Genomic DNA, 26395 nt, shown 5'->3' on the forward strand with positions numbered 1-26395 from the left:
CCGATAGACCACAGCGGGGGGCAGCGATGCCGAAGGCGGCCATGCTCGAATTGTCCGGCGTCACCAAGGAATACCGGGTGGGCGGACAGTCGGTCCGGGCACTGGACGGCATCGACCTGCGCATCGAGACCGGTGAATTCACCTCCATCATCGGGCCCTCCGGTTCCGGCAAGAGCACGCTGCTGCACCTGCTCGGCGCGCTGGACACCCCGGACACCGGCTCGATCCGGTTCCAGGACAACGAGATCGGCGCACTGGACGACGAACGACAGTCCGAGTTCCGCCGCCATCGCGTCGGTTTCGTCTTCCAGTTCTTCAACCTGCTGCCCACGATGTCCGCCTGGGAGAACGTCGCGATACCGAAGCTGCTGGACGGCACCGGCTTACGGAAGGCCAAGCCGCGGGCGCTGGAGTTGCTCGACCGGGTCGGCCTGCGCGACCGGGCCGAACATCGTCCGGCCGAGCTGTCCGGCGGTCAGATGCAGCGGGTCGCGGTGGCCCGGGCGCTGATCATGGATCCGCCGCTGATCCTGGCCGACGAGCCCACCGGCAACCTCGACTCCAAGACCGGGGCCGCCATCCTCGAATTGCTCGGTGAGCTCGCCGGTTCCGGCAACTCGGTGGTCATGGTGACCCACGACATGGGCGCGGTGGCGTACTGCGATCGGGTGGTCACCCTGCGCGACGGACGGATCGGCTCGAACGAACCCGCAGAGCGATCGGCCATCGCGTGATCGGCGCCGCCTGGGATCGCTTGCGGCTGTTCAATATCGGTGAACTCCTCGCCCACCGCGGACGGACCATGATGTCGCTGGTGGTGATGGGGGTCTCGGCGGGCCTGCTGGTCGCGGTGCTGAGCATCTCCGGTTCGGTCACCGGGTCGGTGCAGCGGCTCACGGAAAGCCTGGGCGGCCGGGCCGCGCTCGAGGTCACCGGGGTCACCGACGCGGGCTTCGATCAGCAACTGCTGCAACGGATCGCGAACACGCCCGGCGTGGACAAGGCGGTGCCGATGCTGCGGGCGCAGATCGGCGCGGGCGCGGACCGGGCACTGCTGATCGGCGCCGATCAGAACATCACCGCGTTGGGCAGTGAGCTGTCCGGTCCGCTGGCCGCGCAGACCGGCAAACTGCTTTCGGTGCCCAACGGCGTCCTGGTCGGGGCGGCGATGGGGCACCGGGAGGGCGAACAGTTCACGCTGGGCTCGGCCACCGTCACTGTCGCGGGCGTGCTCGATCCGCAGACCTCGAAGCGGCTCAACGGCGGTCATCTGGTCGCCGCGCCGCTCGGGCTCGCGCAGAAACTGACCGAGCGGCAAGGTCGGCTCGACTCGATCCAGATCATCCCCGCGCCGGGCACCTCGGTGGCCGCGCTGCGCACCGAACTCACCGCGGCGGTCGAGGGCCGCGCGGTGGTCGCCGAACCGAGCCTGCGCACCGCGCAGGCGGGCGGCGCGATCCAGCTCGTGCGCTATTCGACCACGATGGCTTCGGCTGCGGCGCTGATCGTTTCGGCGTTCCTCATCTACAACGCGATGAGCATGGCGATCGCGCAGCGCAGGCCGATGCTCTCGTTGCTGCGCGCCCTCGGCGGCAAGCGCGGGCCGATGGTGCGGGATCTGCTGGCCGAGGCCGCGTTGCTCGGGCTGTGCGGCGGCGCGGTCGGTGCGGTGATCGGTATCTTCATGGGCCGCATCGCGATCGGCCAGCTCCCCGCCGCGGTGATGTCGTCGGTGGAGGCGCGCACCGAGTACCTGGTGCCGGGTTACGCCGTGCCGTTCGCGATCGCCGCGTGCGTCCTCGCCAGCGTGCTCGCGGCGAGTATCGCCGCGCGGCAGGTCTACAAGGTGGAGCCCATCGAAGCCCTGGTTCCGGTCGGCGTCGGCCGGGCCGATACCGCGAGCGCCGCGTTGCGTTGGGCCGCAGTGGTACTCGGGCTCGCGCTGGCGGCCTGCTCGGTGGCGGTCGCGGAAATCGACCTGGGCCGTTACTCGCTCGGCGCCGTCTCGACCGCGATCATCGCGGCGGTCGTGCTCTGCTTCGCCGCGATCGGCCCGATCGTCCGATGGGCCGCGGCGACCGCGCGCATGTTCGGCGCGGCCGGCGCCCTCGGCGCGACCACACTGGAACGCGCACCGCGGCGGGTCTGGGCCACCGTGATGACCGTCCTGATCGGCGTGGCCGCCACGGTGTCGATGGGTGGCGCGACGACCAACATGGTGGACTCCGCCACCACCACGTTCCAGGATCTGGCCAAGAACGACGTCTACGTCAGTCCCGCGTCCATGGCCCAGTTCCCCACCGGCCCTTTGCTGCCCGCCGGGCTGAAGGATCGGATCGCCGCGGTCCCGGGCGTCCAGTCGGTGAGCCCCGCGCAGATGGCGTTCGCCACCCTCGGCGCCGGACGGGTGATGCTGCAGGGCTTTCCGGCCGATGCGCGCGAGACCCGGATGCACATGCTGGACGCGGCCGCGGCCGCCCGCCTGTCCGCCGGGGACGGGGTCGCGATCTCCCGCGACATCGCCCGGGATCTCGGCGTGGGCGTCGGTTCCCAGCTGACGCTGCCGACGCCGACCGGCGCGCACACCGTGACTGTGCTGCAAGTGATTCCGTACTTCTCGGCAATCGCGGGCGTGGTCATGATGGATCTCGACCTGCTGCGCCGGTGGTACGAACGGCCCGGCGAGACGATCGTGTCCGTGAACATCGCGCCCGGCGCGGACCGCCCGGCCGTGCTGGCGGCGATCCGGCAGGTGGTCCCGCCGCAGATCCACGTGGACACCGGACCGAATACCGTTGTCGCCGCGGCATCCAGCATCCGGCAGGGCTCGGCGATGAGCAACGCGATCCTGTGGATCGTGGTCCTCGTCGCCACGGTGGCGCTGCTGAACACCTTGATGCTGTCCGTGCTCGAGCGCCGCAGAGAATTGGGCGTACTCCGGGCGATGGGCACCAACCGCGGCTTTCTGATGCGCTCGGTGCTCGCCGAGGCCGCCGGGATCGGATTGGTCGGCGCCGCACTCGGTCTCGTCGTCGGCCTGGCCGTGCAGTATCTGGCCACCGTCGCCATCGCGCACGCACTGACCATCGACGTCACCTACCAGCCGCGACCGATCCTGCTGGCCTACGGCGCGGCCGCGCTCGTCCTGGCGATGCTCGGATCGATCCCGCCTGCCTTGCGCGCGGCCCGGCTGCCGATCGTGGCCGCGCTGGCGGTCGACTGAATTCTGCTGCTACAGAGGCAGGCTGGTGAACCAGGCCTTGAACTTCTGCTGGGTCAGACCGAAGCCGGAATCCGGCAGACTGTCGGTGATCGACACCTGCGCGAAGAACAGATAATTGGCCCGGGCCGGATCGTTCTCGAAGCTCACCACCAGGTATCCGTCCGGGAGACCGCTGTCCTTCTTCTGCCACCGGTAGGTCGTGTACTGCTTGCCGTTGGCGGACTCGCTCGCCTTGGTGTTCGACGGCAGCGCGCGGGCCGCGGCTTTCGCGTCCTCGGCGCTCTTGAACGCGATCGCGGTGAAGTCGGGCTGGTCGATCGGCACGCCCCAGCAGTTCCAGGCCGTCTCCCAGTTCGCGAAGTCGGGCACGCCGTCCTCGCTGGACACCTTCTTGCCCGCTTTGCCGGTGCCGAGGAAGCAGGTCTTGTCCTGGTAGCCCTTGCCGCTGCCGACCCCGTATTTGGTGTCGACACCCTGCGGCAGGATCTTCGGGAACGCCTTGGCCAAGGCATCGGCGTCGGTCGAGGCGACGGCCGCGGGCGGCTTGCCCGGATCGCTCGGCGACGACGAATCCGACGAGGTCACCTGTGCGATCACCACACCGGCGACGACCAGCACGACGATGACGATCAGCGCGATCACCACGATGAGGGCGGTGTTCGAGCGACGTTGCGGCGGCATCGGGTAGCCGGCGGCGGGTGCGTAAGCCATCGGCGGCGGTCCCTGCGGCGGGAACGACTGGCCTGCACCGGAATTCGGTGGGCCGTAGCCGCCGCCACCCGGAAAGGACTGTCCGGCACCGGCAGTGGGCGGCGCGTCCTGGTAGCCACCGGGGTATGGCTGGGCGGCAACGGATGCGGCGTCCTGGTATCCGCCGGACGGGTACGGCGTACCGGCGCCGGGCGGCGCGTCCACATAGCCTGTGGCGGAGAACTGCTGTCCCGCAGGTGAACTCGGCCCGTACTGCTTCCACTCCACGGAGCCGGCCGCGGCGGCCTGCGGCACATAGGTCGGCGCCGCCTGATACGCACCCTGGCTCGGCGGCGCCGCCTGATACGCGCCCTGGCTCGGCGGCTGGGCCACCACGGTCGGCGCCGGGGTGTACGGCAGCGGCGGAACCTGGCCGCTGAGCGCTTGTCTCGCGGCGGCGGCGAAATCGGCGCAGGAGGCGAACCGATGATCGGGTCGCTTCGCCATCGCCACCGCGATGACCGCGTCCACCGCCGGGGACAGACCGGCCCGACGGGCCGCGGCAGACGGCGGCGGCAGTTGCAGGTGGCCGCGGATGATGTCGGCGGGCGCGGGCGCGTCGAACGGCGCGATCCCGGTCAGCAGCCAGAACAGCGCGCAGGCCAGCGAGTATTGGTCGGAGCGGTGATCGAGGTGCGCGCCGGTCATCTGCTCCGGCGAGGCGTAGGCCAGCGTCGCGGTGAACATGCCGGTCTGGGTCAAGTGGGTGGAATCCTCACGCAGCCGGGCAATGCCGAAATCGGTGAGGAACACCCGTTCGCGGTTCCCGCCGCCGGACCGGGCCAGCATGATGTTCGCGGGCTTCACGTCGCGGTGCAGCACGCCCATGCCGTGCGCGTAATCCAGTGCGTCGGCGACACCTTCGATGATCTGCACCGCCCGCTCCGGCGGCAGACTCTGCGGATTGACCGTGGCGGCGTCGACGCCGTCGACGTACTGCATGGAGATCCACAGCTGATCGTCCTCGGTGCCGCGGTCGTACACCTGGACGATGTTCGGATGATCGAGCTGCGCGGCCAGGTCGGCCTCCCGCTCGAACCGGGCGCGCACCTCGACGTCGGTGAACAGCTCGCGGTTGAGGAGTTTCAGCGCGGTCTGCCGGGGCAGCCTGGGATGTCGGGCCAGATAGACCGATCCCATACCGCCTTGCCCGAGCATTTTCTCGATGGTGAACCCGGCGAACACCTCCCCGCTGGTCAGCAATACGGTCCCTTCCGATTTCACCGCGGCGTGCCGATGCCGCGTCCCTGCGCTCCCTCAGATCCTGGAGCATAGCGGGTAACGCCGTGGCCACGCGGTTTCGAATTCTTCGCGACGATCGGCAAAACTATGGTGGGGCGTTCATGATGGCCTCACGCCCGGTCATCGACCGGGGCCGACCGATGAGCTAAATTTTGCACCGCCGACGAACAGCGATCACGCAAGGGTGGTGGGGAGGACGCGTGGTGAAGTCGACGGGAACAGGTTTCGGGTATCGCGTCGCCTTGCGCGCGACCGCTTTGCTCACGCTGCTCGTGGTGACCTCGTGCGCGCTGCTGCCCGGTGAGCGCGACCGCGACGAGCGCCCCGCCGTCGTCGTCGACACCGCCGGGTCGTTCCGGCCCGGTCTCTCGGTATCCATCCCCGATTCGCTGGCGGCCGATTTCACTCAGCTGCAACCGAACCTGGGCGGCCAGGTCGGCTTGGCGATCATGCCGGTCGGCGGCGGCCGGATGACCATCTTCGGCGACTGGGTCAGCGGCATCGCCTGGTCGACCATCAAAGTGCCGCTGGCCATCGCGGCGCTGCGGCACGACCCGGACGACAGCGTTTTCGAGAACGCCGAAGCCGCGATCACCGTCTCCGACAACGGCGCCGCCGAAGCGCTGTGGGAATCGCTCGGCGACGGACTGGAGGCGGCGCAGGCGGTACAGGACGTGATCGACGAGGCGGGCGACTCCACCACCGGCCTCGCCGGACCGCGAACCAGGTTGGACTACACCGCTTTCGGGCAGACCGAATGGACACTGGCCAATCAGGTGCGGTTCGCGTCCCGGCTGCCGTGCCTGCCAGAGACGTTCCAGGTGCCCGAACTCATGGCCGAGATCACGCCCGACCAGTCCTGGGGGCTCGGCAATCTCGAAGGGGCCGCGTTCAAGGGCGGCTGGGGGCCCGACGACGAGACCGGCATCTACACCGTCCGCCAGTTCGGCGTGGTGCCGACGCAGAACGGGATGGTGGCCGTCGCCCTTGCGGCGCAAGCGGATTCGGGGACCTACGAGGACTCCACCGCCATCCTGAGCAGGCTGGCGGTGCTGCTCGGCAGGCACCTGGCGGAATTGCGCGGCGGCACCTGCGCGCACTGAGCCGCGCCGGTCAGCCCGGAACGACCAGACCGGATTCGTAGGCGAGCACGACGGCCTGCGCCCGGTCGCGCAGGTTCAGCTTCGAGAAGACCTTGGAGACATGGGTTTTCACGGTCTGCTCGGCGACGAACAAGGTTTCCGCGATCTCGGTGTTGGACATGCCCTTCGCGATCAGCTCCAGCACCTCCCGCTCGCGCGGGGTCAGGGTGGCCAGCGCGGGCGCGGGTTTGGCGCGCGCGGCCGAACGGCGGCTGGTGACGTCGGCGATGAGCCTGCGGGTGACCGTCGGCGCGAGCAGCGCTTGACCGTCGGCGACCACCCGGACGGCGCGCACGAGTTCCTCCGCGGGCGCGTCCTTGAGCAGGAACCCGCTCGCGCCGATGCTCAGCGCCTCGTACACGTAGTCGTCGATATCGAAGGTGGTGAGCATCAGCACCCGCACCGGCGGATCGAACCCGGCGGCGAGGATCGCGCGGGCCGCGTCGAGCCCGTTCATCTCCGGCATCCGGACGTCCATCAGCACCACGTCCGGGCGCAGCCGCTTGGCCTCGGCCACCGCGATCTTGCCGTCCGGGGCATCGCCCACCACGCTGATGTCGGTCTGGGCGGCGAGCAGGGCGCCGAAGCCCTGCCGCACCATCGCCTGGTCGTCGGCGATCAACACGGTTATTGCCACCGCACCACCCTATGCGGACCCGGCCCCGACCAGCGAGACGGCTCAGTTACCGGCTTGACCGAGCAGTGTCGAGTCCAGCGACGCGGCCGGATGCAGCGGCAGCCGGGCGTGCACCTCGAAACCGCCGTCCGCACTCGGCCCCGCGGTGACCTCGCCGCCGACCGCCAGGGCACGGGCCTGCATGCCCGCGATGCCGTGCCCGCCGTTGCCGATCGGCTTGCCGGGCGATGCGCTGGGCCCGTTGTGCACGACGAGTTCCAGCACCGGACCGGCCACCCGTAGCCGCACCTGGATCGCCGCCTCCGGTGCGTGCCGAGAAGCATTCGACAGCGACTCCTGTGCGATCCGGTACAGCGCGAGACCCGGCGCGTCAGGGACGGACTCGAGCGCACCGTCGATCGTCCACGCGATCCGCACGCCCGCGCGCAGCGCACCCTCGAACAAGGCCGGCACGTCCGCCGCCTTGGGTTGCGGCGTGTGCTCCGGGGCCTGGCCGTCGCTGCGCAGCACGCCGAGCATGCCGCGGATCTCGTTGAGGGCCTCGCGCGCGGTCGCGCCGATCGACTCGAATTCGGCTCGGGCAGCGGGGGTTACCCCCTCCACCCGGTAGGGCGCGGTCTGCGCCTGCACCACCACCAGGGACATGTGGTGGGCGACCACGTCGTGCAGATCGCGGGCGATGCGCGCCTTCTCCTCGAGGATGGCGCGGCGGGCGCGCTCGACCTCGTTCTCCTCTTCCTGACGCACCAACTGCTTGCGCGAGGCCACCAGCCACCGGACCAGCAGCCCGAACAACACCACCGCGCCGAGCGCGATCGGCCAGCCCCACACCGAACTGCCCAGCTCGCCGCTCTGGTTCGACATCGTCGTGCCGAGCAGCAGCGAGGTCGCGACCCACGCGACACCGATGATCGGCGGCGTCGCCCGCACCGCCACCGCGAGCAGCAGGATGAACAAACTCAGGATGTGCACGACCTGCATCGGCAGCTCGTTGTTCGGCTGGTTCGGAATCGCCAGCGCGATGATCATTCCGGAGCCCGCCGAGATCGCCCAGCCCAGTGGCGGGTTGAGCCGCACGAGCAGCACGGGGAACGCCGCGAGCGCCGCGATGAACGGCTGCACCGGGGGCGCGACGCTGTGCGTGAGATGCAGCGTCGGCCACGCCACCGCGTAGAAGATGAGGGCGACGAGGACGGTCAGCGTGTCGAACCACATCTGCCCCGACATCCGCCTCATCCGGGCACGACTCTTCTGCATCATGTCTACGACAGTAGAAACCGGGTCGTGCTGACACGTCATACCGTCGGGTGATTTCGCACCCCGTACCACGGTGCGAGACATTCGCCCTGCTCACCCACGGGCCGCAGGCCGGAAACCGGTCCCCGGCGTGAGGTCGGCGAGGGGCGCGCGTTCCTAGCGTCTAGCCCATGAGCACACCGACCCCCGCAGGGCCCGCAACGGCGCGGCCCGCGCAGGCCGCAAGCCGCACCGCCCGGCGCAGCGCCGCCCTCACCGCCGCCGCGCTGACCACCATGGCGGCCACCGTGTTCCTCGCGCCCGCCCCGCACGCCGCGGCGGCCTCGTCGGGGCCCGTCGAGAGCGCGCCGGCACGAATCGCGGTCGCGGAGTTGACCTCCGGTGGTCCCGGTTCGCTCACCGCCATCCCGGACGACTTCGCCGCCCGCTTCGGCTACCGGCCCGGCACGCTCGACGGACTGGTGGTGAACCCGCAGGGCGACTGCTCGTCGCCGGTGACACTGCCCGCCGAATTCGATACCGCCTGCAAAGCCCACGATCTCGGCTACGACCTGCTGCGCTACGCCGAGGAGCACGGCGAGCCGCTCGGACCCTGGGCGCGGCAGGCGCTCGACGCCACCCTGGACCGGCACATGCACGAGGCGTGCGGCAGCCGCGCCGACACGTTCTCCCGAGCGCGCTGCGAAACCATGGCGACAATCGCCGCCACCTTCGTCGACCTCAACTCGCGCCGCCAGGACTACGGCGCCCCCGTCACCGAAACGCTCCTCGGCACCGCCGACCCGGGCTCCACCACCAGCTGGCAGCTGCTCGGCATCCTCGGCGCCGGCGTCACCGGCCTCGCCGCTGCCCTCACCCTCCGCTCCCGCACCAATTCGACTGCCGCACAGGGGGTCCAAGGATGACAAGCACACTCCCCCCGCGCGCCGACAACGGCGGATCGACCTCCCCGCGTCCGAGAAGGCAAGGCGCACACCGCACCCGCCCCACCCCACCGACCTCCGCAGTACACGAACCCGTCACCACAACAACGACAGACGCCACCACCACGCCGACATCGGCAGTGCAGCAGAGGGTGCGCACGTCTGACGTGCCGGTGCGCGAAATGCACAGCGGGATCGGCGGCGCGCCCGTCCGCGCGACGCAGGGCACAGGCCGGGGACAGGCCATTGCGACTGTGCCGCCGAGGTTCGGGACGCGCGGCGCGGTTCGTGCGGGCGGTGTTGCGGAGTCGAAGGTGGGTGATCGGGCCGGCGGGGCGGCGTTATGGACGGCGGAGTCGCCGACAGCGGGTCGTGCGCGCGACACCTCTGTGTTGCAGGAGGTTTCGCCTGCGGGGCGCGGCGTCGAGTCCACGAGTGGGGGGATCGCGCCGGGGCGCAACGGGTCGGGCCGGCGGGCGGTTCGGGCCGTGTCGGGCGTTGCCGGGCGGCTGGCGCGTCCGCGCATCGGGACGACACTCGCGGTCGGGGTCGGGGTGCTGGTATCACTCGGCCCCGGACTGTTGCCGCGCACCGCCGGGGCGCAGGCGATTCTTACTGCGTTGCTGGTGGCGATCGGCTTGGGGGTCGCGGGGATCGTTCGATTCGTGGTGCGGCGCTGGGGGTTCGATGTCGATCGGCGGTGGCCCGGGGTGCGAGCGCCGTTGCTTGCGGGTACGGCACTGCTCGTGACGGCGGCGGGGGCGCAGGCGTGGCACTGGCAGAACCAGTTGCGGAGCGCGATGGACGCCGCGCCGATCGGGGCGGGGTATTGGGTGCGGTGGTTGCTCGAAACCGTGCTGATCGTCGGTGTGGTCGCCGGAGGTTCGTGGGGGGTGGGCTGGGCCCTGCGCAAACTCGGTTGGGCGCGCAGTGTTTCGCTGGCGGCGGTGGCCGGGGCGGTGCTGTATTTCGTCGCGACGCCGACGGTGGTCGGGTGGCGGCAGTCTGCGTATGCGAGCGCCAACGCGATGGTGGATCCGACGCTGGTGCAGCCGGTTTCGAATACCAGGTCGGGAAGTGCCGGGTCGGCGGTGAGCTGGTCCTCGCTCGGGGCGGAGGGCCGCAAGTTCGTCAGCGGATCGCCTGCGGGACCCATACGGGTCTATGTCGGCGTGGAGTCCGCGCCGAGCCTGGAATCGCGTGTCGCGCTGGCGGTTCGCGAACTGGAACGTTCGGGGGCGTTCGACCGGTCCCATCTCGTGCTGATGGTGCCGACGGGTTCGGGCTGGATCGACAAGAACGCCGTGCGCGGTTTCGAGGAACGCTTCGGCAGCGATGTCGCACTGGTCGGCCTGCAGTACTCGTTCGCGCCGAGCTGGGTCACCTTCGTGTTCGGCCGCGATCAGGCGGTCACCGCCGCTCGCGCGTTGTTCACCGCCGTCGAGGCACGCATCCGCACCCTGGACCACAAGCCACGGCTCTACCTCTACGGTCAGAGCCTCGGCGCGTTCGGCGGCAGTTCGGTTTTCGCCGACGACGCCGACCAGGATCGCCGGACCTGCGCCGCGCTCTGGGCCGGACCACCGGCCGGACAGGTGCACCGGGCGGGCGCGACCGTACTGGCCAACAGCTCCGACCCGGTGGTGCACTGGTCCCCCGCCCTGCTCTGGCGCGCACCCGACCTCACCGGCACCCGCTCGGACGCACCCCTGCCGCACTGGCTCCCGGTGGTGAGCTTCGTCCAGACCACCGCCGACCTCCTCGCCGCCCTCGACGCACCCGCCGGACACGGCCACCGCTACGGCACCGACCAGGGCACGTCGATGGGCACCTGCTGAGGGCGCGAACACCCGATAGACCCGACCGCGCGGCCCTCATGACCTGAGCCGGGAGGCTCGCACCACCAGCCCCGAACAACCCGCCGAGTCGACGGCCATTACCCCGGGCGAGCATCCTGACGATCGGCAGCCCCAGGACCGGCTCGCCGACCACCGCACGTCGACGGGCACTGCCTGAGGTTGCGAACACACCCGAAAGGCACGACCGCGCAACCCTCGTGACCTCAGCCGGAAACGCTCGCACGACTACCAGCCAAGGTGCGGCAGACAGGTCGGCGGCGGGAGGTCGCTCCGACCTTGGGATTGACGAGCAGGAAACCCCGGACAGCCGCAGAGTGCGACCAGCCACTGCCCCACTCGGCGAGCATCCTGACGATGGGCAGCCGCCATGACCGGCTCGCCGACCACCGCACCGACCAGGGCACGTCGATGGGCAGCGGTAGAGGTTGGCGAACGCACCCGATAGGCCCGACCGCGCGGCCCTCATGACCTCAGCCGGGACGCTCGCACGACCTACGGGTCCGGTGCGGCAGGCAACTCAGCGGCTGGAAGGTCGCGCGGCCCTTGAATCGACGAGCAGGAAGACCCGGACGGCCGCAGAGTGCGACCAGTCACTGCCCCGCTTGACGAGCATCCTGACGATCGGCAGCTCCAAGACCGGCTGGCCGACCACAGCCCACTCGGTAAGCCCTGACCTCCGGCTGCCCAAGCTTCGCTTGCTCGCCGTGGTGCACTTTGCCCACTACGGCACGCTCGGCCACCACACGCCCGGCCACCACACACTCAGCCACCGCACACTCGGGCCGCCGTACCCGCAGCCGCCACACACTCGACCACCGCACACGCGGGCCGCCACACACTCGACCACCGCACACGCGGGCCGCCACACACTCGACCACCGCACACGCGGGCCGCCACACACTCGACCACCGCACACGCGGGCCGCCACACACTCGACCACCGCACACGCGGGCCGCCGACACTCGACCACCGCACACGCGGGCCGCCACACACTCGACCACCGCACACGCGGGCCGCCGACACTCGACCACCGCACACGCAGCCCCGCACGCTCGGGCCACCCCAGGCTCAGGCCGCCCCACGCTCGGGCCGACCTCGCGCGAGGAATGCATCCCAGGTCCGGGATTCGCATGGGCGGGGCTGCGAACCGGGCCACAGGACCGCGGTAGAACGTGTTCTAATCGTCGGCATGGCCTTTGTCATCGACGCTTCCGTGGACATCGACGCGCCCGCCGAGCGGGTCTGGCAGGTGATCACCGACTTTCCGCACTACGGCGAGTGGAATCCTTTTGTCAGCGAGTGCCGCAGCTCGCTGGTGCCGGGCGAACCGATCGATATGGTCGTGCACCTGGGTGGACGTCCGCGCCGCCAGCGCGAATGGATTCGCTCGCATACGCCGGGGCATGAGCTGAGCTATTCGATGAAGCCGACACCGTTCGGTGCGCTGCACAGCCTGCGATCGCACACCCTGACTCCGCTCGGTGATCACCGCACCCGCTACGAGTCGCACTTCGAACTCAACGGCTGGCTGCACCCCTTGGTGGTCGCCCTACTCGGCAAGCATCTGAAGGCCGGCTTCGCCGGCATGACAGCGGGCATCCAGCAGCGAGCCGAAGCGCTGCGCACCCCCTGATTCGCCTGCCGCACCCTTTCTGACGTCCCGCACCCCGACTCGCCGGGTGACACACCGGGGAGAAAATCAGAAAGGGTGCGGCAAAGAAAGCCGGGACGCCAACTGCCCAACAAGCGAGACGATACGGTTCGTCTTGACATCCAAGATCGCGGCTGGCACTATCGGTTCTCAACGAGACGGAGCGTCTCGCGACGAAAGGATCGACATATGACCAGAACCTGGTTCATCACCGGCGCCAATCGCGGACTCGGCCGGGCCTTCACGGTGGCCGCGCTCGCCGAGGGTGACCGGGTCGTCGCGACCGCTCGCGACCCGCGCACCATGGCCGACCTGGCCGAGGAGCGACTCACCGTGCTGCCGTTGGATGTTCGTGATCGCGCGAACGTGATCGCCACGGTGGACCAGGCTTTCGCGCTGATGGGCACGATCGACGTGGTCGTGAACAACGCGGGCTACGGTCTGGTCGGCGCAATCGAGGAACTCACCGAAGCGCAGATCCGCGACCAGATGGACACCAACTTCTATGGCGCGCTCTGGGTTTCGCAGGCCGCGGTGCCGCATCTGCGCGCGCAGGGCGCCGGTCACATCGTGCAGATCTCGACGGTCGGCGCGGTGGGCAGCCTCCCGCTGTTCGGAATGTACAACGCGAGCAAGTGGGCACTGGAAGGTTTCAGCGCTTCGCTGGCCGACGAACTGCGCCCCTTCGGCATCTCGGTCACCCTCGCGCAGATGGGCGGTTTCGACACCGACTGGGCGAAGTCGAGCATGCAGTTCGGCAGCGGACTGCCGGCGTACGAGGGACTGCGCACCGGCATCCTCGGCATGCCGGACTATCCGGACCCGAGCGCCCCGCCGCCGGCCGTCGACAACCCCGAATGGCAGGAGCCCGCACCGGAAGTCGGCGCGGCAGCGTTGATCGCCCTGGTGAACATGCCGAATCCGCCGGTGCGCAAGGTGATCGGCCCGGGTGCGCACCACATGGTCACCATGGCACTGGACCAGCGCCGCCAGGATTACCTGACCGACCCCGAATTCACCTGGCCCGCTTAGCCGCTCCGCGAGTTCGTGCCCGCCTCGGACACCACCGAAGCGGGCACGCCTCGGGTTCGGGACGAAGTACCCACTGCACGAACCCGGTCAGACGCGGATCTCTGCCGACCTAGCACGCCAGCGGGAATCTCCGGTGAGTGACCGAAAAATGTTGCCCGGCCGGCGAACTCATCGCCGCCGGGCAACACCACTCAGGCGATCGGTCCGCGCGCACCTTCGTATGCCGCGCCGACCCGGTAGAGCCGGTCGTCGGCGAGGGCGGGCGCCATGATCTGCAGGCCGACCGGCATGCCGTCGTCCTTGCTCAACCCGGACGGCACCGACATGGCCGGGTGCCCGGCCAGGTTGGTGGGCAGGGTGCACAGGTCGGACAGGTACATGGCCAGCGGGTCGTCGACCTTCTCGCCCAGCTTCCACGGGGTGAACGGGCTGGTCGGCGAGACCAGCACGTCGACCTGCTCGTAGGCCTTGTCGAAGTCGCGGGCGATCAGCGTGCGCACCTTCAGCGCCTGACCGTAGTACTCGTCGTAGTACCCGGACGACAGCGCGTAGGTGCCGATCATGATGCGGCGCTTGACTTCCGGGCCGAAGCCGGCGGCCCGGGTCGCGGCCATCACCTGTTCGGCGCTGTGCTGTCCGTCGTCGGCGACGCGCAGGCCGTAGCGCATCGCGTCGAACCGGGCGAGGTTCGAGGACACCTCGCTGGGCATGACGAGATAGTAGGCGGACAGGGCGTATTCGAAGTGCGGACAGGACACCTCGATCACCTCGGCGCCGAGTTCCTTCAGTACCGCCACCGCGGCGTCGAAGGATTCGAGCACGCCCGGCTGGTAGCTGTCGGAGTGCAGTTCCTTCACCACACCGACTTTCACGCCGCTCAGATCGCCCTTGGCGCCTTCGCGCGCCGCGGCGACCACCGGGGGCACCGGCACGTTCCGCGAGGTGGAGTCGCGCGGGTCGTGCCCGGCGATCACCTCGTGCAGCAGCGCGGTGTCCAGCACGGTCCGGCCGCAGGGCCCGCCCTGGTCCAGCGAGGACGCGCAGGCGACCAGGCCGTAGCGGGAGACGGTGCCATAGGTCGGTTTGGTGCCGACGGTCGCCGTCACCGCGGCGGGCTGGCGGATGGAACCGCCGGTGTCGGTGCCGATGGCCAGCGGCGCCTGGTACGCGGCGAGCGCGGCGGCCGAGCCGCCGCCCGAACCACCGGGAATCCTGGTGGTATCCCAGGGATTACGGGTCGGGCCGTAGGCCGAGTTCTCGGTGGACGAACCCATCGCGAACTCGTCCATGTTGGTCTTGCCGAGGATCGGGATGCCCGCCGCGCGCAGGCGCGTGGTCAGCGTCGCGTCGTAGGGCGCGACCCAGCCCTCGAGGATCTTCGACCCGCAGGTGGTCGGCATGTCGGTGGTGGTGAAAACGTCCTTGAGCGCCAACGGAACTCCGGCCAGCGGCGACGCGGGCGCGGTGCCCGCGGCGAGCGCGGCGTCCACCGCGGCGGCCGACTCGAGCGCCTGCTCCCCCGCCACGTGCAGGAACGCGTGGTACTCGCCGTCGACCTCCGCGATCCGGTCCAGGTGCGCCTGGGTGACCGCGACCGAGGACACCTCGCCGCCGTGGATCTTGCCGGCCAGCTCGGCCGCCGACAGCGAAGTCAGCTCGCTCATTCGGCTTCTCCCAGGATCTGCGGAACCATGAATCGCTGCTCTTCGGCGGCCGGGGCGCCGGACAGCGCCTGCTCGGGCGTCAGGCAGGGGACGACCTCGTCGGGACGGGTCACGTTGGTCGTCGGATTCGGCGACGCGGTGGCCGGGACGTCGGCGGCGGCGACCTCGGAAATGGTCCGCACGTGGCTCAGGATCGAATCCAGCTGCCCGGCGAACTGATCCAGTTCGGCATCGGACAGCGCGAGCCGGGACAGCCGGGCGAGGTGTGCGACCTCGTCACGGGAGATGGCGGGCACCGCGGGACCCCTTTCGGCTTCGGTATCAACAATTTCGTTCGCGCGTATCGCATTCGTGGCAGGGCGCGAACGTCGTTTCGTATCGTGTACACGGGTAGCGTACGGACTACGAGCCTAGCCACCGCACACGCCACCCACACCCGCACCCCGGCGACCGGTCCTCCGTGTCACCGCCGCGCAGTAGGCTGATCGGGCCGCCGAGGGTAACTGAAACTGGTGAAGCGGCGGGACGACACGGTTTCTCGAACTAGCTCGACACGCCGTATTGTCACGAAATCGCCGCGTGGCGTACATCACTGGCCGCACTTCGGGTCGATAACCCGGCCCCAGGGGTGTAAGTATTGCGTGACCCGGGTATCCGTTCAGAGCCTCGGCCACCCAAGGAAAGGAAAGCACGTGTCGTACCTGCTCCGCGTGCAACTTCCGGATCGACCGGGAAGCCTCGGTGCGCTCGCGCTCGCCCTCGGCTCTGTCGGCGCCGACATCCTCTCGCTGGACGTGGTGGAGCGCGGCGCCGGGTTCGCCGTGGACGACCTCGTCGTCGAGGTGCCCCAGGGCGCGCTGCCCGACACGTTGATCACCGCCGCCGAATCGATCGGCGACGTGCGGGTCGACTCCATCCGTCCGTACTCGGGCGTGCTGGACACCCACCGCGAACTCGAACTGATCGACCAGGTGGCCAGCGCCAAGGACGACCGCTTACAGGTGCTCGTCGACGGCGTGCCGCGGGTGTTGCGGGTCGGCTGGAGCACCATCATCGACATGGGTCCGCAGGGCGCCTACCGGGTGGTCGGCAGCCCGAGTGCGCCTGAGACACAAGCGGGTTCGGCGCCGTGGATGCCGTTGGAGAAGCCCGCCATCCTCGATCCGGAATCCGAATGGGTGCCCGAGATCTGGCGGGACATGGATACCAAACTCGCCGCCGCGCCGCTCGGCAACACCGGCAAGGTACTGCTGCTCGGGCGCCCCGGCGGCCCGGACTTCCGCCCTTCGGAGGTCGCCCGCCTCGGCTATCTCGCGGGCATTGTGGCCACCGTACTCGGCTAGCCAGCGCCTGACCCAGCCTCGGCATCGGATTCGGTCGCCGACGTCAGCGCCTCCGCTCACGCGGCCGGTGTGGCGCAGGGATCTACGGCGCGAGCGCCAACCGCAGCACCGTCAGGAGTTCGCCTGCGGGCGTGTGCCAGTCGCGGTCGGGGGTCGGGACGAAGCCGTAGCGATCGTAGATGCGACGCGCGTCGACCATCGCGGGCATGGTCGTGAGCACCACTGCCGCAAAGCCTTCCGCCTTCGCGGTATCGATCACGGTGCGTACCAACGCGGTTCCCGCGCCTAGGCCGCGCGCGGTCTTCGCCACGGCCAGCATCCGGAACTCGAGTTCGCCGGGACGCGCGATCTCGGCATAGGGCGTGCCGGGGCGAGCGACGGTGAGCGAGCCGACGATCCGGCCGGCGTGCACGGCCACCAGCAGTTCCGCGGACGCGCCGCGATGCGCGGTATCGGCCAGCTCGGCCGCGTACGGGGTGCCGGCTCGGACGAATCCCTCGCCGACGTACACCTCGACGGTCAGTTCGCCGACCGCCGCGTACTCGTCCGATCGCGCGGGCCGGATCTCCAACCGCGTGTCCTTGGCATCGTTCGGATCCATACCCGGCATCGTGCCATTCGACGTAACACGGTCTACGTCACACCTGCCCGCGCTCAGGAACCCAGGCTCGGTCGCGCGCCGGGGCAACCGGACCCGGGGCTTTCTCGTGGGACGGTCCGTACCCGCTCAGGCCAGGGTGGGGGCTACTTCGCGTTCGAAGAGCTCGATGCCGGAGGTGTCGTAGGCGGCTTCCGGGAAGTTGAGGATGGCGTAGCCGAGGCCGAGGTCGCGCACGGTGGAGAGGCGCTCGGCGACCTGCTCCGGGGTGCCGACGGCGGCGGAGGTGCGGAACATGCCGTCCACGAAACCCTTGGCCTGATCGTCGCCGATCACCGTGGCCAGCTTGGCTTGCACCGCCGAAAGGCGTTCTTCGACTTCGGTTTCGGTGCTCGCGATGATCGCGTTGAAGTTCGAGGAGCGCACGATGGCAGCGAAATCGGTGCCGACGTCGGCGCAGTGCGCGCGCAGGATGTCCGACTTCGCGGCGAACTCGTCGGGCGCGCCGCTGAAGTTGGTGTACTGGGCGTACTTCGCCGCGATCCGCAGCGTCTTCTTCTCGCCGCCGCCCGCGATCCACAGCGGAATACCGTTCTCCTGCAACGGAAGCGGCTGCACGATCGCCCCGTCGACCTGGTAGTACCGGCCGTCCAGCGTCGCCTTGCCGGTGGTCCACGCCTGCCGGAAGATCTGCACGCCCTCGTCGAGCCGGCCGAGCCGCTCACCCGCCGACGGGAAACCGTAACCGTAGGCCCGCCATTCGTGTTCGTACCAGCCGCCGCCGATGCCCATCTCCGCCCGGCCACCGGAGATCAGGTCGACGGTCGCGGCGACCTTCGCCAGATAGGCCGGGTTCCGGTAGCTCATCGCGGTACACATCTGCCCGAGCCGCACACGCGAGGTGGACGCCGCGAACGCCGACATCAGCGTCCACGCCTCGTGGGTCGCCTCCTCGGTGGGCACCGGGACGGTGTGGAAGTGGTCGTACACCCACAGGGATTCCCAGGTGTCGGCGGCATCCGCGCGTTGCGCGAGGTCCCGCATCACCCGCCACTGGTCGGCGGGGTCGATACCGACGAGGTCGAGCCGCCAACCCTGCGGGATGAAGATGCCGAAGCGCACAGATTTCTCCTTCGTATGTTTGCCCACAACCTAACCAATCATCCCGGGATCGGCCGGTTGGTGCCCGTCAGCGCTCGCGGTGCGGCCGTTCCTGTTGTACCGGAGCGGATTTGGGCGGCAGAACCACCGGATCCGGTTCGCCGGGGACGATCTCCGGGGCCACCTCGTTCGTCGGGTAGTGGTGGGACTCGTAGACCGGCAGGGAGCCGAAGCGGGCCGGGTGCCCGGTCTCGACCCCGGCGAAATGGTGTTCGAGCAGGTTGGCGGCGTGCAGCGTGCCGGTCGCGCCCCGGAACCCGGCGGCCACCCGGGCGGCGCCGTCGCGGCAGGCCAGCGCCCGCTCGATCCCGGCGCGGAGTCTGGCGACGGTGAGCCGTTTCGGCGCGACGCAGCTGCCCGCCTGGTTGCCGACCACCCGGCGCGCGACCTCGAAGTGGTCCCGCCCGGACGGCACGACACACACGGGAACGCCGGTGGCCAACGCCTTTTGGACGAGGCCCATGCCGCCGTGCGAGACCACCACGGCGGCGCGGTCGAGCAGCAGGTGATGCGGCACGAACCGTTCGACTCGCGCATTCGGTGCGGCGACGAGGGTTTCGGGATCGATGGCGCCCGAGGTGACCACGGTGTACATCCCGCTCTCGGCCAGCGCGTCCATCGCCGTCTGGGCGATCCTGCCGTCGTCGTGGAATTCGGTCGAGCAGGTGACCAGCGCCAGCGGACGATTGACCGTGGCCAGCCACGCGGGCGGTTCGGCGTCCGGGGCCCACAGGCCGGGGCCGACCTGCGCGACCGATTCCGGCCAGTCCGAGCGCACGTCGTCGAACGGCGGCGCGGTGAAGTTGAGGGTCAGCGGCGGCATCCGCAGGTAGTCGACGATGCTGTCCAAGACGTCGAGGCCGTAGTACTGGCGCATGTGATTGAGCTCGGGTAGCACCTCGTTCCATCTTCGTTCCAGAAACCAGTGCAGGCCGTTGTCGCGCAGGCGGCCGAACAGGTCGGTCCGCGGCGTCAACCCGGGGCCGAAGGGCGGGGTGTCGACCGAGGGGAGTGGCAGCAGCTTCGGTGCCCAGGACGCCCACGGCAGCCCGCTGGCCGCGGCGAGGATCTGCGCGCCCGGTGCGGTGATGTCGATCAGCAGCGCGTCGGGGCGTTCCGCGATGATCGCGCTGCGCAGGGCCTGGATCTCGTCGGGGATGCGGGCGACGAGCGCGCGGAGCGCGGCGCGCAGTGCGGGGATCTTGGCGGTGGTGGCCCAGTCGTTGAGCGTGTCCATCGCCAGGGCCGGCGGCAGCTCGCGCACCGTGAGGCCGAGTGGGCCGAGCTCCTGCTCGCTACCGGGAATCGTCAGCACGGTGACGGAGTGGCCGCGGGAAACCAGCTCGGACAGTACAGGCGCGACCGGATACAGATGTCCCTTTGCCGGTGAGGTGAAGGCCAGTATCTTGGTCATGCCACACGCTAACTCATAGCAAATGGATGTGCAGAGGGTGTTGGTGAACCGTTATCCGCGCGCGCATCAGGTCGTCCGGGCCGGTTCTCTCGCTTATATCTGCAAGTAGTGGCTGTTTTGCGGGAAAGTATCAGTCATTGGACCTGAAAGGTTCAACCAGGGCAAGCTTCCGGTGTGAAGTGTTGATGTTCCATTCGCAATCATTGAGCAAACGATCGGCTGTGCGGGTGTGCTAAGCAGGGAGCATGACGAGCGCCATCGGCCTGCTGCTGTTCCCCGGTGTCGAAGAACTGGACGCGGTCGGTCCGTGGGAGGTGCTGTCGGTCTGGACGCAATACTTCCCCGACGACGGTTACACCGTCTTCACCTTCGCCGAGCACGAGGGCCCGGTCGAGTGCGCGAAGGGCATGCGGATCGAGGCGCAGTACTCCTACGACACCGCGCCGCGGCGCGATGTCTTGATCATCCCCGGCGGCATGGGCACCCGGCCGATGCTGAAAGACGCCGCCGCCCTCGACTGGGTGCGCGCACAGCGCGCGACGACCCCGCTGATCACCAGCGTCTGCACCGGCTCCCTGGTGCTCGCCGCCGCGGGACTCCTGGCCGGCCGCCCGGCGACCACGCACTGGGCCTCGCTCGATCACCTGCGCGAACTGGACGCCACCATCGCGGTGAGCGCCGACGAACGATTCGTCGACGACGGCGACATCATCACGTCCTCGGGCGTTTCCGCGGGCATCGACATGGCACTGCATCTCGTGCGCCGGCTCGCCGGCGCCGAACGTGCCCGCCAGGTCCGGCACACGATCCAGTACGACCCCGCCCCGCCGGTGTGAGTCGTTGCCCGCGAGCGTAATTCGCTCGACAGCACCAGGGGTGCCGAGTCATCCTGGAACGCACATGAACAACGCAAGACAACCACGACTCGGCGTCGACTTCGGCCGGGTCATCCAGGGGGCGGCCTTACGGCCGGGCGCGCCGGACACGGTCTTCCTCTCTGGCGGACATGCCGAGGCGATGCGAACTCCGCCCAGCCCCAACGCTTTCGAAGTCCTGACCCGCCTGGTCGAGCGTTTCGCCGGGCAGGCGTGGGTCATCTCCAAATGTGGTCCGCGCGTGGAGCAGCGCACCCGGCAATGGCTCGACCACCACGACTTCTTCACGCGCACCGGCATACAGCGCGACCACCTGCGGTTCTGCCGCGAGCGCGCGCACAAGGCGGTGCACTGCGCCGAACTCGGCATCACGCACATGATCGATGACCGGCTCGAGGTGCATCACGCGCTGCGCGGACTGGTCCCGCACCTGTACCTGTTCGGCCCGCACACCGCACCCGTGCCCGACTGGGTCTGCCACGTGCCCACCTGGATCGCGGTGGAGACGGCCGTCACAGCCGCCGTCGCCGAGTAGCGCCCACCCACGGTCGAGGTGAAGAATCTGGACGGATGCCTGTATCCTGCGTGGGGATGCATTCGCGTCCGATCAATGGTGAAGACGGTGTAGACGCCCAGGTCTGCGGCCGCGACGAAGAGGAGGTGGGGTTGCCATGCGCAGCGAACCTCCCAGTCGAAGGCCGCGCGGCGTCGCCCCTTCGCATTCCTGAGTAATCAGCGACGGTGGGGGCCGGCGCCCGCGGTGTGACTCTTCGCGCCCGCTCTTGTTCACTCACGCGTATTTGCTGAGGATCCCCCATGTCGCAGACCGACGTAATCGAAGTTCGTCCGACGCTGTCCGAGTCCCTGCAGGACGTCGTCGACACCCACCGGGTCGACGCCGCGCTGGCGTGGCTCGACGAGCGCCCGCCGCATGTCATCGCCGATCAACTGGCCCGGATGGACGCCGTCCAGGCCGGTATGGCGTTCCGGCTGCTCGACAAGGATTCGGCGCTGGCTGTTTTCGAGGAACTCGAGCCGGTCGACCAGCAGCAGATCCTGCAGGGCCTGCGCGACCAGAGCTTCCGCGACCTGGTCGAGGGCATGGCCCCCGACGACCGCGCCCGCATGCTGCGCGAGGCGCCCGCGAAGGTGGCCAAGAAGGTGCTGGCCGGGTTGAGTCCGCGCGAGCGGCGGATGACCGCCACGCTGCTCGGCTACCCGGAAGGTTCGGCCGGGCAGTACATGACGCCTGCCCTGGTGGCGCTGCCCCGCGATCTCACCGTCGCCGACGCGCTGACCGTGGTGCGGGCCAAGGGCGCCGACGCGGAAACGGTCTACACGCTGCCCGTGGTGGACGGGGGCCGCCGGCTGACCGGCATCGTCGAACTGCGTGAGCTGGTGCTCAGCAAGCCGGACGCGATGATCGCCGAATTGGTCGTCACCGAACCGGCTTTCGCGCGCGCGACCGACTCGGCGGAGAAGGCCGCCCGGCTGATGCGCGAGACCAACGACATCAACCTGCCCGTGGTGGACAGCGAGGATCGGCTCGTCGGACTGCTCACCATCGACGACGCCGTGGAGGTGATCGAGGCCGCCGACAGCGAGGATGTGGCCCGGCAGGCGGGTTCGGCGCCGTGGGAGGGCCACTACATGGCCGCCGGGGTGTTCCAGCTGGCCCGGTATCGCGCCATGTGGCTGGTGCTGTTGCTGCTCGCCGCGACCCTGACGGTCAGCGTCACCGATATGTTCGAGGGCACCCTGCAGCAGGCCGCGCACCTCGCGCTGTTCATCCCGCTGCTGATCGGCGCGGGCGGCAACGCCGGTGCGCAGGCCGCCACCGCCTGCGTGCGCGCGCTCGCCGTCGGCGAGGTGCGGGTCTCGGACCTGTTCAAGGTGATCTGGCGGGAATGCCGGGTCGGGTTGGTGCTCGGCGCCATGCTCGCCGCCGCGGGATTGGTGATCGGCGGGCTGTTCGTCGGCCCGCGCGTCGCGGTGGTCGTCGGCATCACCCTGGTGCTGATCTGCGGCTGGGCCGCGACCATCGGCGGCACCATGCCGCTGCTCGCCAAGAAGCTGCGGATCGATCCGGCGGTGGTGTCCGCTCCGATGGTGACCACCCTGGTGGACGCCACCGGGTTGGTCATCTACTTCACCACCGCCAAGCTGGTGCTCGGCATCTGAGCCCGAACACCGCTCGGCGCGAACGAGGTCGGCGACCGGAGGTCGGCGCGAGCAGCTCCGTTAGTGCTTCGTTGATTTCCGGTTAGGACCCGGCGCGACTCTGTGTGCGATCACCCGGATACCAGCACACGGAGCCACCGATGAACGTCAAATCCACCGCCGCCACCCTCGCGATCGCCGCGGGCGCCTGCCTGTTCGCGCTGCCCGCCGCGTCCGCGACGACCTACACCAACTGCGATGTCGAACCCGCCGCGCTCGCGTTGCGCGGCGAGGAGGGCGTCGTGCTCGACCAGATCAACAAGCTGCGCAAGGACGCGGGCCTGGCCGCGGTCACGCACAGCGAGGTGCTCGCGCGTCCCGCCGAATGGGCGAGCAACGACAGCGCGCGCCGGGGCAGCTCGCCCGCCGACCACGTGGACACCCTCGGCCGCGATATCAAGACCCGTTTCGCGCAGTGCGGCGTGCCCGGCAACGCGCCCAAGATCGCCGAGATCAACTTCTACGGCCGTGAGGTCGAGCCCGCCGACGCCGTGCGGTTCTGGTCGAATTCGCCTGGGCACCGGGCGATCATCCTCGACGGCAAGCTGGACAAGGTCGGCGTCGCGGTGATCTACCAGGGCGACCGGCGGCACTGGACGGTCACCTTCGCCGCCGACAACACCACCCCGCCGCCCACCCTGCCCGTGACCGTCACCCGGGACAACCTGAACGGCGCGCAGCATCAAGCCGAGTTCGACAAACTGGTCGCACAGGGCTACCGGATCAGCGATATCCGGGTCACCGGCGGCAACGATCCGCGCTATTCCAGCAGCTGGGTCCGCAACGACGGCCGCGCGTGGCAGGCCCGGCACGGCCTGGACACCAAGACCTACCAGGCCGAATTCGACAAGCTGCTGGCGCAGGGGTACCGCTTGACGCTGGTTCGCGGCTACGAGGTCGACGGCGCGTCGCGCTTCGCCGGCATCTGGGAGCGCAACGACGGCCGGGCTTGGCAAGCGCGCCACGACATTTCGGTGCAGGCGTACCAGAGCACGGCGGCTCAGCTCGGCGCGCAGGGCTACCGCCTCGTGCACGAGCACCGGTACCAGGTGCGGGGACAGACCTTCGTCGCGGCCATCTGGAACAGGTGATCGGCGCTCGGGGCCGCGGCCGTCCAGCAGGGCGGTCGCGGCCTCGTCGCGTCGGCGCAACCGCTCGTTACCGCACTGCCCCCGCGAGCTTGCTACCGTCGGAGCGTTCGAACAACAACATGAGGGGCGAATGAGACAGATCTTGTTCTCGGCGATGATCGCGCTCGTGGTGTCGATCACGTTGACGCCATTGCTGATCAAGCTTTTCACGAGACGTAACGTCGGCCAGGAGATCCGGGTCGACGGCCCGGCCAGCCACCAGTCCAAACGCGGCACCCCAACCATGGGCGGCATCGCGATCCTGATCGGCATGTGGGCCGGATACCTGGGGGCGCATCTGCTCGACAGCCGGCACGACGAAGCCGAGATCTCGGTCTCCGGTCTGCTGGTGCTCGGCTTGGCCACCGCGCTCGGCTTCGTCGGGTTCCTCGACGATTTCATCAAGATCCGCAAGCAGCGCAATCTCGGCTTGACCGCCACCGGGAAGTACATCGGACAGCTGCTCGCCGCGGTCATTTTCGGCGTGCTCGCGCTGCGGTTCCCCGGCGATATGGGGCTCACCCCCGCCAGCAGGCACATGTCCTACGTCCGCGACGTGACCACCGTGTCGTTCGGCGTGATCGGCTTCCTGCTCGTCGTCTGCTTTCTCGTGGTCGCCTGGTCGAACGCGGTGAACATCACCGACGGCCTCGACGGGCTGGCCGCCGGATCGATGAGCTTCGCGCTGGGCGCCTACGTGATCATCACCTTCTGGCAGTACACCAATTCGTGCGTGAGCACGCCCGTCGCCGGGTGCTACACCGTGCGCGACCCGCTCGACCTGGCCGTGGTCTGCGCGGCGGGCGCGGGCGCGTGCATCGGATTCCTGTGGTGGAACGCGGCGCCCGCGAAGATCTTCATGGGCGACACCGGTTCGCTGGCCCTCGGCGGCCTGCTCGCCGGGCTGTCCATCACCACCCGCACCGAGCTGCTGATGGCGGTCGTGGGCGCGCTGTTCTTCGCCGAGATCCTCTCGGTGCTGTTGCAGATCGTGGTGTTCCGGACCACGCGCAACCGGCTGTTCCGGATGGCGCCGTTCCACCATCATTTCGAACTGGGCAAGTGGGCCGAAACGACTGTCATCATTCGGTTCTGGCTGCTCGCGGGGATCGCCGCCGCGGTCGGGCTGATGCTCTTCTACGGGGAGTATCTGGCCGTCGTCGGCTGAGGTGTCAGGCGTGGCGGGCGTCGCGGTCCAGGTCGCGGTGCGGTGCCGCGGTGCGACGGGTGCGCTTGCCGCGGGCGATCTCGGTGGCAAGCGCGTCCAGCGGTTGCGCGAGGTGGTGCAGCGGGTCGGCGAGCGCGCTCAGCCAGGTCTTCGCGGCCGCCAAACCCGCCTCGTCCAGCGTGTAGAAGCGCCGGGTGCCCGCCGCGCGGACGCGCACCAGCCCGGCGTCGCGCAGCACCTTGAGATGCTGGGAGACGCCGGGCTGGGAGATCTGCGCGTGCTCCTGCACCGCCGCGACGACCGCGCCCGCCGGTTGTTCGGCGGCCGCCACCAGCTCCAGGATGTAGCGGCGGATCGGGTCGCCGAGCGCCTCGAAAATGCTTGCGGTAGAACGGTCCATCAGGACTCGGGGCTCTCCTCGGATTCCGTGGTGTAGAAGGTCACCGTATTCGCCGCGGCCGCGCGGGCCGCGTCCGGCTCGTCGCCGTCACCGATCGCGGCCTCCGCCCAGCCCGCCGCGGCCGTGCGGATGAACTCCTTGCCCTCCGGCGTGGTGTGCAAGGTGAGTGCCTCGGCCTGGTCCACCGGCGCACCGCTCGTCAGGTAGAGCCCGAGGCCCACCAGCGCGAGATCCCAGCCGACCCCGACGGCGCCGGGACCGTACTGTGTCCAGAAGCCCGGATCGACCGGTGCCTCGTGCGCCAGTTCGAGCAGAGTGCCCGCCTCGCTCGGCGTGAGGACGACCCGCACCCAGGACACCTGCGGTCCCATCTCCCAGGTCACCGCGAAACCCTTGGGCTCGTCACACTCTTCGACCACCCCGCCCGCATTCCCCTCCAGCTGGTAGCGCCCGCCGAGCGCCAACTCCCCGCTGATCGGCAGGAACCAGCGCGGAATCCGCTCCGGATCGGTCAGCGCCTCCCACAGGTCGGGCTGATCGGTCGAATAACTCCGCCGCGCCACCGCCACCTTGGTCGGCACGCCATCGCGCACCCCACTGCGAATCTCCCGCGTCACCAGTCCGGCAAGCGTGACAGGGTCGCTCAACAAAGCCATCAGGTCCTCCTTCATAAGTTTCTACTTATATTAGACGCCAGCATACTGCC

Annotated in this window: 23 protein-coding genes; 13 read left to right on the forward strand and 10 right to left on the reverse strand. The window is 69.4% G+C overall.

Annotation, left to right across the window (positions count from 1 at the left end):
• The first annotated feature begins 26 nt into the window (after positions 1-26).
• Together O3I_RS32165 and O3I_RS32170 are read left to right on the forward strand one after the other, a co-directional pair.
• The gene (locus tag O3I_RS32165; protein WP_014987200.1) at positions 27-734 is read left to right on the forward strand and encodes an ABC transporter ATP-binding protein; all 708 of its coding nucleotides are present in this window, start codon (positions 27-29) and stop codon (positions 732-734) included.
• Complete coding sequence (locus O3I_RS32170) at positions 731-3223, forward strand: ABC transporter permease (protein ID WP_014987201.1); 2493 nt, start codon at positions 731-733, stop codon at positions 3221-3223. The genes O3I_RS32165 and O3I_RS32170 overlap by 4 nt, the downstream gene beginning before the upstream one ends.
• Positions 3224-3232: 9 nt before the next feature.
• Here the strand turns inward: O3I_RS32170 and O3I_RS32175 are convergent, their stop codons facing one another.
• Complete coding sequence (locus O3I_RS32175) at positions 3233-5197, reverse strand: serine/threonine-protein kinase (protein WP_337587872.1); 1965 nt, start codon at positions 5195-5197, stop codon at positions 3233-3235.
• A gap of 218 nt (positions 5198-5415) precedes the next feature.
• Between O3I_RS32175 and O3I_RS32180 the strand changes: the two genes are divergently transcribed.
• A complete protein-coding gene (locus tag O3I_RS32180) occupies positions 5416-6318 on the forward strand; it encodes a hypothetical protein (protein WP_014987203.1) in 903 nt (300 codons plus the stop codon).
• 10 nt (positions 6319-6328) lie between these two features.
• Here O3I_RS32180 and O3I_RS32185 read toward each other — a convergent pair whose 3' ends face one another.
• Entirely contained in the window at positions 6329-6994 is a 666-nt protein-coding gene (locus O3I_RS32185) for a response regulator (protein WP_014987204.1), read from the reverse strand.
• Positions 6995-7036: 42 nt separating this feature from the next.
• Positions 7037-8254 (reverse strand): sensor histidine kinase, encoded by a 1218-nt coding sequence (locus O3I_RS32190; protein WP_424769560.1) that lies wholly within the window; start codon positions 8252-8254, stop codon positions 7037-7039.
• A 167-nt stretch (positions 8255-8421) separates the two neighbouring features.
• Here O3I_RS32190 and O3I_RS32195 point away from each other — a divergent pair, with 167 nt between their 5' ends.
• The 4 genes from O3I_RS32195 (at position 8422) to O3I_RS32210 (ending at position 13716) form a co-directional block, all read left to right on the forward strand.
• Positions 8422-9156, forward strand: coding sequence for a hypothetical protein (locus tag O3I_RS32195; RefSeq protein WP_014987206.1), 735 nt, complete (start codon positions 8422-8424; stop codon positions 9154-9156).
• 506 nt (positions 9157-9662) lie between these two features.
• Positions 9663-11012, forward strand: a complete 1350-nt coding sequence (locus O3I_RS32200) for an alpha/beta-hydrolase family protein (RefSeq protein WP_014987207.1) — start codon at positions 9663-9665, stop codon at positions 11010-11012.
• Positions 11013-12222: 1210 nt separating this feature from the next.
• The gene (locus tag O3I_RS32205; protein WP_014987208.1) at positions 12223-12666 is read left to right on the forward strand and encodes an SRPBCC domain-containing protein; all 444 of its coding nucleotides are present in this window, start codon (positions 12223-12225) and stop codon (positions 12664-12666) included.
• Positions 12667-12873: 207 nt separating this feature from the next.
• Entirely contained in the window at positions 12874-13716 is an 843-nt protein-coding gene (locus tag O3I_RS32210) for an SDR family NAD(P)-dependent oxidoreductase (RefSeq protein ID WP_014987209.1), read from the forward strand.
• A 191-nt stretch (positions 13717-13907) separates the two neighbouring features.
• On the opposite strand, the gene gatA is transcribed toward O3I_RS32210, so the two are convergent.
• Both gatA and gatC read right to left on the reverse strand, forming a co-directional pair.
• Positions 13908-15380, reverse strand: a complete 1473-nt coding sequence (gene gatA, locus O3I_RS32215; RefSeq protein WP_014987210.1) for an Asp-tRNA(Asn)/Glu-tRNA(Gln) amidotransferase subunit GatA — start codon at positions 15378-15380, stop codon at positions 13908-13910.
• Complete coding sequence (gene gatC, locus O3I_RS32220) at positions 15377-15676, reverse strand: Asp-tRNA(Asn)/Glu-tRNA(Gln) amidotransferase subunit GatC (RefSeq protein WP_014987211.1); 300 nt, start codon at positions 15674-15676, stop codon at positions 15377-15379. Before gatC ends, gatA begins: the two co-directional genes overlap by 4 nt.
• A gap of 396 nt (positions 15677-16072) precedes the next feature.
• Between gatC and O3I_RS32225 the strand changes: the two genes are divergently transcribed.
• Complete coding sequence (locus O3I_RS32225; RefSeq protein WP_014987212.1) at positions 16073-16723, forward strand: amino acid-binding protein; 651 nt, start codon at positions 16073-16075, stop codon at positions 16721-16723.
• 82 nt (positions 16724-16805) lie between these two features.
• Here O3I_RS32225 and O3I_RS32230 read toward each other — a convergent pair whose 3' ends face one another.
• The 3 genes from O3I_RS32230 to O3I_RS32240 all read right to left on the reverse strand — a co-directional run bounded on the left by O3I_RS32230 (position 16806) and on the right by O3I_RS32240 (position 19896).
• Entirely contained in the window at positions 16806-17324 is a 519-nt protein-coding gene (locus tag O3I_RS32230) for a GNAT family N-acetyltransferase (protein WP_014987213.1), read from the reverse strand.
• A gap of 126 nt (positions 17325-17450) precedes the next feature.
• A complete protein-coding gene (locus O3I_RS32235; protein ID WP_014987214.1) occupies positions 17451-18443 on the reverse strand; it encodes an LLM class F420-dependent oxidoreductase in 993 nt (330 codons plus the stop codon).
• Positions 18444-18510: 67 nt separating this feature from the next.
• Positions 18511-19896, reverse strand: a complete 1386-nt coding sequence (locus tag O3I_RS32240) for a glycosyltransferase (protein WP_014987215.1) — start codon at positions 19894-19896, stop codon at positions 18511-18513.
• Positions 19897-20141: 245 nt separating this feature from the next.
• On the opposite strand from O3I_RS32240, the gene O3I_RS32245 reads away from it, so the two are divergent.
• The 5 genes from O3I_RS32245 (at position 20142) to mraY (ending at position 25289) form a co-directional block, all read left to right on the forward strand.
• Positions 20142-20732 (forward strand): DJ-1/PfpI family protein, encoded by a 591-nt coding sequence (locus O3I_RS32245; protein ID WP_014987216.1) that lies wholly within the window; start codon positions 20142-20144, stop codon positions 20730-20732.
• Positions 20733-20796: 64 nt separating this feature from the next.
• A complete protein-coding gene (locus O3I_RS32250; RefSeq protein ID WP_041563005.1) occupies positions 20797-21306 on the forward strand; it encodes a hypothetical protein in 510 nt (169 codons plus the stop codon).
• A gap of 281 nt (positions 21307-21587) precedes the next feature.
• A complete protein-coding gene (gene mgtE, locus O3I_RS32255) occupies positions 21588-22952 on the forward strand; it encodes a magnesium transporter (RefSeq protein ID WP_014987218.1) in 1365 nt (454 codons plus the stop codon).
• 140 nt (positions 22953-23092) lie between these two features.
• Positions 23093-24082: a CAP domain-containing protein gene (locus tag O3I_RS43125; RefSeq protein ID WP_014987219.1), complete on the forward strand. Its 990-nt coding sequence runs from the start codon at positions 23093-23095 to the stop codon at positions 24080-24082.
• A gap of 130 nt (positions 24083-24212) precedes the next feature.
• Positions 24213-25289 (forward strand): phospho-N-acetylmuramoyl-pentapeptide-transferase, encoded by a 1077-nt coding sequence (gene mraY, locus O3I_RS32265; protein WP_014987220.1) that lies wholly within the window; start codon positions 24213-24215, stop codon positions 25287-25289.
• A gap of 4 nt (positions 25290-25293) precedes the next feature.
• On the opposite strand, the gene O3I_RS32270 is transcribed toward mraY, so the two are convergent.
• Both O3I_RS32270 and O3I_RS32275 read right to left on the reverse strand, forming a co-directional pair.
• Positions 25294-25689, reverse strand: coding sequence for an ArsR/SmtB family transcription factor (locus tag O3I_RS32270; RefSeq protein ID WP_014987221.1), 396 nt, complete (start codon positions 25687-25689; stop codon positions 25294-25296).
• Complete coding sequence (locus O3I_RS32275; protein WP_041564639.1) at positions 25689-26345, reverse strand: SRPBCC family protein; 657 nt, start codon at positions 26343-26345, stop codon at positions 25689-25691. Before O3I_RS32275 ends, O3I_RS32270 begins: the two co-directional genes overlap by 1 nt.
• Between the last annotated feature and the right edge of the window lie 50 nt (positions 26346-26395).

This window comes from Nocardia brasiliensis ATCC 700358 (assembly GCF_000250675.2).
Classification (GTDB): Bacteria; Actinomycetota; Actinomycetes; order Mycobacteriales; family Mycobacteriaceae; genus Nocardia; species Nocardia brasiliensis_B.

Bases quoted from the DNA above. Each gene is read 5' to 3' on its own strand.
- O3I_RS32165 (WP_014987200.1), top strand. From the start codon at position 27: ATGCCGAAGGCGGCCATGCTCGAATTGTCCGGCGTCACCAAGGAATAC.
- O3I_RS32190 (WP_424769560.1), bottom strand. From the start codon at position 8,254: ATGATGCAGAAGAGTCGTGCCCGGATGAGGCGGATGTCGGGGCAGATG.
- O3I_RS32195 (WP_014987206.1), top strand. From the start codon at position 8,422: ATGAGCACACCGACCCCCGCAGGGCCCGCAACGGCGCGGCCCGCGCAG.
- O3I_RS32205 (WP_014987208.1), top strand. From the start codon at position 12,223: ATGGCCTTTGTCATCGACGCTTCCGTGGACATCGACGCGCCCGCCGAG.
- O3I_RS32210 (WP_014987209.1), top strand. From the start codon at position 12,874: ATGACCAGAACCTGGTTCATCACCGGCGCCAATCGCGGACTCGGCCGG.
- gatA (WP_014987210.1), bottom strand. From the start codon at position 15,380: ATGAGCGAGCTGACTTCGCTGTCGGCGGCCGAGCTGGCCGGCAAGATC.
- O3I_RS32230 (WP_014987213.1), bottom strand. From the start codon at position 17,324: ATGGATCCGAACGATGCCAAGGACACGCGGTTGGAGATCCGGCCCGCG.
- O3I_RS32240 (WP_014987215.1), bottom strand. From the start codon at position 19,896: ATGACCAAGATACTGGCCTTCACCTCACCGGCAAAGGGACATCTGTAT.
- O3I_RS32245 (WP_014987216.1), top strand. From the start codon at position 20,142: ATGACGAGCGCCATCGGCCTGCTGCTGTTCCCCGGTGTCGAAGAACTG.
- O3I_RS32250 (WP_041563005.1), top strand. From the start codon at position 20,797: ATGAACAACGCAAGACAACCACGACTCGGCGTCGACTTCGGCCGGGTC.
- mgtE (WP_014987218.1), top strand. From the start codon at position 21,588: ATGTCGCAGACCGACGTAATCGAAGTTCGTCCGACGCTGTCCGAGTCC.
- O3I_RS43125 (WP_014987219.1), top strand. From the start codon at position 23,093: ATGAACGTCAAATCCACCGCCGCCACCCTCGCGATCGCCGCGGGCGCC.
- mraY (WP_014987220.1), top strand. From the start codon at position 24,213: ATGAGACAGATCTTGTTCTCGGCGATGATCGCGCTCGTGGTGTCGATC.
- O3I_RS32270 (WP_014987221.1), bottom strand. From the start codon at position 25,689: ATGGACCGTTCTACCGCAAGCATTTTCGAGGCGCTCGGCGACCCGATC.
- O3I_RS32275 (WP_041564639.1), bottom strand. From the start codon at position 26,345: ATGGCTTTGTTGAGCGACCCTGTCACGCTTGCCGGACTGGTGACGCGG.